4 protein-coding genes and 1 tRNA gene are annotated in these 7,380 nt (G+C 58.6%); all 5 read left to right on the plus strand.

What is annotated here, in order from left to right:
* Positions 1-7 precede the first annotated feature (7 nt).
* The 5 genes from rpoD to V3W27_RS26230 all read left to right on the plus strand — a co-directional run bounded on the left by rpoD (position 8) and on the right by V3W27_RS26230 (position 7,346).
* Positions 8-1,855 (plus strand): RNA polymerase sigma factor RpoD, encoded by a 1,848-nt coding sequence (gene rpoD, locus V3W27_RS26210; protein ID WP_027610709.1) that lies wholly within the window; start codon positions 8-10, stop codon positions 1,853-1,855.
* Between the two features lie 126 nt (positions 1,856-1,981).
* Positions 1,982-5,728: a bifunctional diguanylate cyclase/phosphodiesterase gene (locus V3W27_RS26215; protein WP_330207894.1), complete on the plus strand. Its 3,747-nt coding sequence runs from the start codon at positions 1,982-1,984 to the stop codon at positions 5,726-5,728.
* A 15-nt stretch (positions 5,729-5,743) separates the two neighbouring features.
* A tRNA-Ile gene (locus V3W27_RS26220) sits at positions 5,744-5,820 on the plus strand.
* A gap of 202 nt (positions 5,821-6,022) precedes the next feature.
* Complete coding sequence (locus tag V3W27_RS26225) at positions 6,023-6,589, plus strand: PBECR2 nuclease fold domain-containing protein (protein WP_330207895.1); 567 nt, start codon at positions 6,023-6,025, stop codon at positions 6,587-6,589.
* Between the two features lie 295 nt (positions 6,590-6,884).
* Complete coding sequence (locus tag V3W27_RS26230; RefSeq protein WP_007966501.1) at positions 6,885-7,346, plus strand: Lrp/AsnC family transcriptional regulator; 462 nt, start codon at positions 6,885-6,887, stop codon at positions 7,344-7,346.
* Positions 7,347-7,380 lie beyond the last annotated feature (34 nt).

The following is a 7,380-nucleotide window of genomic DNA, read 5'->3' on the forward strand; positions in this document are numbered from 1 at the left end:
GGGTGTTATGTCCGGAAAAGCGCAACAGCAGTCTCGTATTATTGAGTTGATCAAACTGGGTCGTGAGCAGAAGTATCTGACTTACGCCGAGGTCAACGACCACCTGCCCGAGGATATTTCAGATCCGGAGCAGGTGGAAGACATCATCCGCATGATTAACGACATGGGGATCCCCGTACACGAGAGTGCTCCGGATGCGGACGCCCTTATGTTGGCCGACGCCGATACCGACGAGGCCGCTGCGGAAGAAGCAGCCGCTGCGTTGGCAGCGGTGGAGACCGATATCGGTCGCACCACTGACCCGGTGCGCATGTACATGCGTGAAATGGGTACGGTCGAGCTTCTGACTCGTGAAGGCGAAATCGAAATCGCCAAACGTATCGAAGAAGGCATCCGTGAAGTGATGAGCGCGATCGCGCACTTCCCTGGCACGGTTGACCACATTCTCTCCGAGTACACTCGCGTCACCACCGAGGGTGGTCGCCTGTCCGACGTGTTGAGCGGTTACATCGATCCGGACGACGGCATTGCGCCGCCGGCTGCCGAAGTGCCACCGCCGATCGACGCGAAAGCCGCCAAGGCTGACGACGATACCGACGACGATGACGCCGAATCTTCGGATGACGAAGAAGAAGCCGAAAGCGGTCCGGATCCGGTCATCGCGGCCCAGCGTTTTGGCGCTGTGTCCGATCAGATGGAAATCACCCGCAAGGCCCTGAAAAAGCACGGTCGTCACAACAAGGCAGCGATTGCCGAGTTGCTGGCCCTGGCCGAGCTGTTCATGCCGATCAAACTGGTGCCGAAGCAATTCGAAGCCCTGGTCGAGCGTGTTCGCAGCGCCCTGGATCGTCTGCGTCAGCAAGAGCGCGCGATCATGCAACTGTGTGTACGTGATGCACGTATGCCTCGCGCCGATTTCCTGCGTCAGTTCCCGGGCAATGAAGTCGACGAAAGCTGGTCCGACGCCCTGGCCAAAGGCAAGAGCAAATACGCCGAAGCCATTGGTCGCGTACAGCCGGACATCATCCGTTGCCAGCAGAAACTGATCGCGCTGGAAACCGAGACCGGCCTGACCATCGCTGAAATCAAGGACATCAACCGTCGCATGTCGATCGGTGAGGCCAAGGCCCGCCGCGCGAAGAAAGAGATGGTTGAAGCCAACTTGCGTCTGGTGATCTCGATCGCCAAGAAGTACACCAACCGCGGCCTGCAATTCCTCGATCTGATCCAGGAAGGCAACATCGGTCTGATGAAAGCGGTGGACAAGTTCGAATACCGTCGTGGTTACAAGTTCTCGACTTATGCCACCTGGTGGATCCGTCAGGCGATCACTCGCTCGATCGCCGACCAGGCCCGCACCATCCGTATTCCGGTGCACATGATCGAGACGATCAACAAGCTCAACCGCATTTCCCGCCAGATGCTGCAGGAAATGGGTCGCGAACCGACCCCGGAAGAGCTGGGCGAACGCATGGAAATGCCTGAGGACAAGATCCGCAAGGTATTGAAGATCGCTAAAGAGCCGATCTCCATGGAAACCCCGATCGGTGATGACGAAGACTCTCATCTGGGTGACTTCATCGAAGACTCGACCATGCAGTCGCCAATCGATGTTGCAACCGTTGAAAGCCTGAAAGAAGCGACCCGCGAAGTGCTGTCCGGCCTCACTGCCCGTGAAGCCAAGGTACTGCGCATGCGCTTCGGTATCGACATGAACACCGACCACACACTCGAAGAAGTGGGCAAACAGTTTGACGTAACGCGTGAGCGGATCCGTCAGATCGAAGCCAAGGCGCTGCGCAAGCTGCGCCACCCGACGCGAAGCGAGCATCTGCGCTCCTTCCTCGACGAGTGATACCAGAACCCCCGGCCCAGGCCGGGGGTTTTGTTTATGCGGCAGATTAAATCCCTCGCACCGCCCCTCCCCGGCATACCCCGTCTACACTCGAAACAATGAATCCCGTGCCATAACGAGACGGTTATGCCCAGACTGGCGCCCGTGCTTTTCTTGCTGTCACTGATGATCTGGACCGCAACGGCTGACGCGCTGACTCTGAACGATGAAGAACGTAGCTGGCTGGCGGCTCACCCGGACTTGCGCCTGGGTGTCGATGCATCGTGGCCGCCGTTCGAGTTCCGCGATGAACAGAATCGCTATCAAGGCCTGGCCGCCGACTATATCGACGTGATCCGCCAGCGACTGTCGATCAAACTCAATCCGATCGAACCATCGAGCTGGACCGAAGTGCTGGCGCAGGTGAAGACCGGCAAGATCGACCTGCTACCGGGGATCATGTCCACGCCGGAGCGCCAGAACTATCTGTCGTTTACCCGTCCCTACCTCGATTTCCCGATCGTGATCCTCGCCCACATCGGCGGCGCTCAGCCGCGCAAAATCGAGGACCTGTACGGTCTGAAGATCGCGGTGGTGGAAAACTACGCCCCCCACGAACTCCTGCGCACCCACCATCCCGACCTGAATCTGGTGGCCATGCCCAACGTCAGTTCGGCCTTGCAGGCACTGGCCACCGATGAAGTAGACGCCGTGGTCGGCGATCTCGCCTCCAGCGTCTGGAGCCTGCGCCAGCTCAAGCTCGACGGTTTATACGTCAGCGGTGAAACGCCGTATCGCTATCAGTTGGCAATGGGCGTACCCCGCGACAACAAAATGCTGGTGGGTATTCTGGACAAAGTCCTCGCGGACATGAGCCCCGAGGAAATCAGCAGCATTCAGGAACATTGGGTCGGCAATGTTCTGGACCATCGGACATTCTGGTCGGATCTTCTGATCTATGGCCTTCCGGGCCTGTTGCTGCTGGTCAGCATTCTGGCGGTGGTCATTCGCATCAATCGCCGCTTGAGTTCGGAAATCGCCCGCCGCGTCGACCTCGAACAGGAATTGCGCAGCAGCGAATATCATTACCGCGGATTGGTGGAGAGCCTTTCGGCCATCGCCTGGGAAGCGCGCATGAGCGACTTCACCTACAGCTATGTGTCGCCCCATGCCGAAGATCTGCTCGGTTATCCACAGGCGCACTGGCTGATTCCGGGCTTCTGGCGCAACATCATTCACCCCGCCGACCTGACCCGCGCCCAGGCCATTTGCGATGAGGCGGTACGCGACGGACGCGATCACACCCTCGACTATCGGGTGATCACCGCTGACGGGCGCTGCCTGTGGGTGCGTGACATTGTCAGTCTGATTGAACATGGCCACGAGCCTGTGATGCGCGGGCTGATGATCGACATCAGCGAAACCAAGCGCACTGAGGAGGCGCTGCGGCTGTCGGAGCAGAAGTTCGCGTCGGTGTTCCAGCAATGCCCGGATATCCTCGTGATCGCGCGGTTGTCCGACGGCTGTCTGCTGGAGGTCAACGAAGCCTTTGAAGAACAGATCGGCCTCAAGGCCAAGGACGTCGTCGGCCAGACCGCCACCGAACTCAACATCTGGGGCATCCCCGGGGTCGGGCCCGGGCTGTTACAGCGCTTGCAGGCCGGCAGTATCCGCAACCTGGAGATGCCCTTTCGCCGCAACAACGGCCAGGTATTCACCGGTCTGATCTCGGCCGAACCCTTCGACCTCGACACCACTCCGGCGCTGGTGGTGGTCGTGCGCGACATCACTCAACTCAAGGAAACCCAGCAGCAACTGCAAACCTCCGAAGAGAAGTTCGCCAAGGCCTTTCACGCCTCGCCGGACGGCTTGTTGCTGTCGCGTCAGAGCGATGGCCTGCTGCTGGAGGTCAACGAGGGTTTCAGCCGAATCACTGGGTTCAACAGCGCGATGTCGGTGGATCGCTCGGCGCTGGATCTGGGGATCTGGGTCAATCTCAACGAGCGCAAGCAGATGCTCGACCTGTTGCACCGCGATGGCTTCGTGCGCGATTTCACCTGCCATATCCGTCGCAGCGACGGGCAGATCCGCCTGTGCGAAGTGTCCAGCCGTCCGCTGCCGATCGGCGAAGAAGACTGCATGTTGACCATCGCCCGGGACATCACCGAGCGCCATTTGATGCAGGAAAAACTGCAGCAGGCAGCCACTGTATTCGAGAGCACCGCCGAAGGCGTGTTGATCACCGACACCCAGCAGCACATCAGCGCGGTGAACCGTGCGTTCACCGAAATCACCGGCTACAGCGAAAGCGAAGCCCTCGGCCACACCCCGCGCCTGCTCGCCTCGGGACTGCATGACAGCGCGTTTTACGCGGCAATGTGGCACCAGTTGACTGCTGAGGGACACTGGCAGGGCGAGATTTCCAACCGGCGCAAGAACGGCGAGTTATATCCGAGCTGGCTGACCATCAGCGCCGTACGCAACCGCGACAAGTTCATCACCCACTTTGTTGCGGTGTTCGCCGATATCTCCAGCCTCAAACACGCACAAGCCAAGCTCGATTATCAGGCGCACCACGACCCGCTCACCGGCCTGCCGAATCGCACCCTGTTCGAAAGTCGCCTGCTCACCGCGCTGAACAGTCAGCAGGAAAACGGTGGTCAGGGCGCGGTGCTGTTCCTCGACCTCGACCGTTTCAAACACATCAACGACAGCCTCGGCCACCCGGTTGGCGATCTGCTGCTCAAAGGCATTGCCGTGCGGTTGAAAGAACAACTGCGTGATATCGACACCGTCGCACGACTGGGCGGTGATGAATTCATCATTCTGCTGCCGGGTCTGCAACAAGCCAGCGATGCCGACAACATCGCATTCAAACTGCTCAACTGCTTTGGCGCACCGTTTCAGGCCGGTGAGCACGAGTTCTTCATCAGCGCCAGCATCGGCACCAGCCTCTATCCACGGGATGGCTGCGATGTCGCCACCTTGGTGAAAAACGCCGACGCGGCGATGTACCGCTCCAAGGCCAAGGGCCGCAACCGCGTCGAAAGCTACACTCGCGACCTCACTGCCCAGGCCAGCGAGCGCGTGGCACTGGAGCACGAACTGCGCCGGGCCATCGAGCGCGAAGAGTTGTTCCTCTACTACCAACCGAAAATCAGCCTCGACGACCATCGCCTGGTCGGTGCCGAAGCACTGATCCGCTGGCGTCACCCGACCTTCGGCGAAGTGCCGCCGGAGCACTTCATTCCACTGGCCGAAGAGAACGGCATGATCCTGCAGATCGGCGATTGGGTGCTCGAGACCGCCTGCCGGCAGATGTTCGAGTGGAATCAGATCTACGACAGCCTTGGCCCGCTGTCGGTCAACCTGGCCGGCGCGCAACTGCGGCAACCGAATCTGCTCGGACGCATCGAACAACTGCTCAGGGACAACCGTCTGCAGCCGGATTTACTGCAACTGGAAATTACCGAAAACTTCATCATGAGCCAGGCCGAGGAGGCCTTGGCGGTGCTGCACCAGCTCAAACACTTGGGCGTACAACTGGCGATCGACGACTTCGGCACCGGTTATTCTTCGCTCAGTTACCTCAAACGCCTGCCGCTGGACATCCTCAAGATCGACCAGTCCTTTGTTCGCGGACTGCCCGATGACCCGCACGACGCGGCGATTGTCCGCGCGATCATCGCTCTGGGCCGGAGTATGCAATTCACCGTGATCGCCGAAGGCGTCGAGACCCAGGCCCAGCAACAATTCCTCGCCGCCGAAGGTTGCGAACAGATCCAGGGCTACATCGTCAGCCTGCCGCTGCCCCCGGAAGAATTCGCCGCAACGTTTCTTCGTGTAACCGTATCGGATTATTCGGATAGCACAGCCGCCAAACCGTCGCTATAATCCGCGGCCTACTGAGGGCCTATAGCTCAGTTGGTTAGAGCAGAGGACTCATAATCCTTTGGTCCACGGTTCAAGTCCGTGTGGGCCCACCACATTTGAAAGCCGCGCTACATGCGCGGCTTTTTCTTGGGCGATCAGTTGAGGGGACAATCTTTGCGAGCGCAATGTTCGGAAGACCTCCCCGAAGGCTGTAGGAATGTTCCGAAGTTATGTTTTCTCCCCTCCCCGCGCCTTGTTGACTGTTTCCCCAGACAAGTAATCTCCGGACGCCACTGCCCGTCCAGGATTGTTTTTATGCTTGTGAATGCTGCGCCACTGATAAAGGAAGCAGCCGATCAACAAACCTGGATCGACCTTGCTCTACCCGATCTGAGAACGTTATCGCGAGAGCTTCGGTCAGCCGCAATAGAAGAAATAAAGAGGGCTGACGACGCAGAAGGCGCCCTCAAAATCCTCTTGGATCACTTCGGGTTCTTCGACGACTCCGTATTGGCGGTTACCATCCTCACGCCTATTGGAAACGTTGCAATCATGCGAGACAAACTGGCCCATATCGTCGAGAAACGTCCAGACTCCCGAGAACGCTATGTTCGGCATGCCATCGACACGCTGGCGGGACCATTCGAAGTATGGAAAGTCCTCTACGATAATGGCGGTTTCCGATTGGCATTCATCAACGCCTATGAGGCAAAAAACGACATGCTCGTCGTGGTCGATGTGCGGAACGGGCACGTCCTCTGGAATTTCATGCACGCTCCGTCAAGAGCAATGAACAAGCACCGCCATGGCGATCTTTTGTACAAGCGGTACATTCTTGAAGACAAAGAAAAGGGCAGCCATTTGGCTGCCCTTGATATTTAAATCCTGATATTTGCATCCTCAGGAAATGGGATGAAGAGGTCTCACCTTACACCGATGTTGCAGCATCGCTGAGGTACCTACGTCTGCTAAAGCCCTGCAAGGCAGCAGATTTCGCGCTCTTGTTGGCATTCTTGATAAATAGGCCCGGCAAGTCAAACCAAATATTTGATGTTTGTTTTGGCGCAACAATTGCCTCCACGCATAAGTGACGTGCTCAGTCATCGCCAGCAGCGTGTCGCTGATAGTGCCTGTAACATGCAAACTCATCCGCCCTCGACAGTCACGGAGCCGACCCTTGCCCGACACCCGCCCACCCGCCCTCGACGAAATCGACCGCCAGCTGATCGCCGCCCTGCAGATCAACGCCCGCGAAAGCGTGGCCATGCTTGCCCGGCAGCTGGGCATTGCGCGGACCACCGTCACATCGCGGTTGGCGCGGCTGGAGAAGGCCAAGGTGATCACCGGTTATGGCGTGCGTCTGGGGCAGCGCGTGGTCGATGGCGGGTTGCAGGCGTATGTCGGGATCAAGGTGCAGCCGCGTTCCGGCAAAGAGGTATTGCGCCGGTTGAGCGCGATGGCGCAGGTGCAGCAGTTGTGTGCGGTGAGTGGCGAATTTGATTATGTGGCGTGGTTGCGCACGGATTCGCCGGAGCAGCTCGATCAGTTGCTGGATCAGATTGGCAGTGTGGATGGGGTGGAGAAGACCACGACCTCGATCATTTTGAGCAGCAAGATTGATCGGGGGCAGCCGGTTTGAGTGTGACGACACATTTCGGCAGATAGATAGGGCC

Origin of the sequence: Pseudomonas sp. AM14(2022) (assembly GCF_036346455.1) — a bacterium.
GTDB lineage: Bacteria > Pseudomonadota > Gammaproteobacteria > Pseudomonadales > Pseudomonadaceae > Aquipseudomonas > Aquipseudomonas putida_A.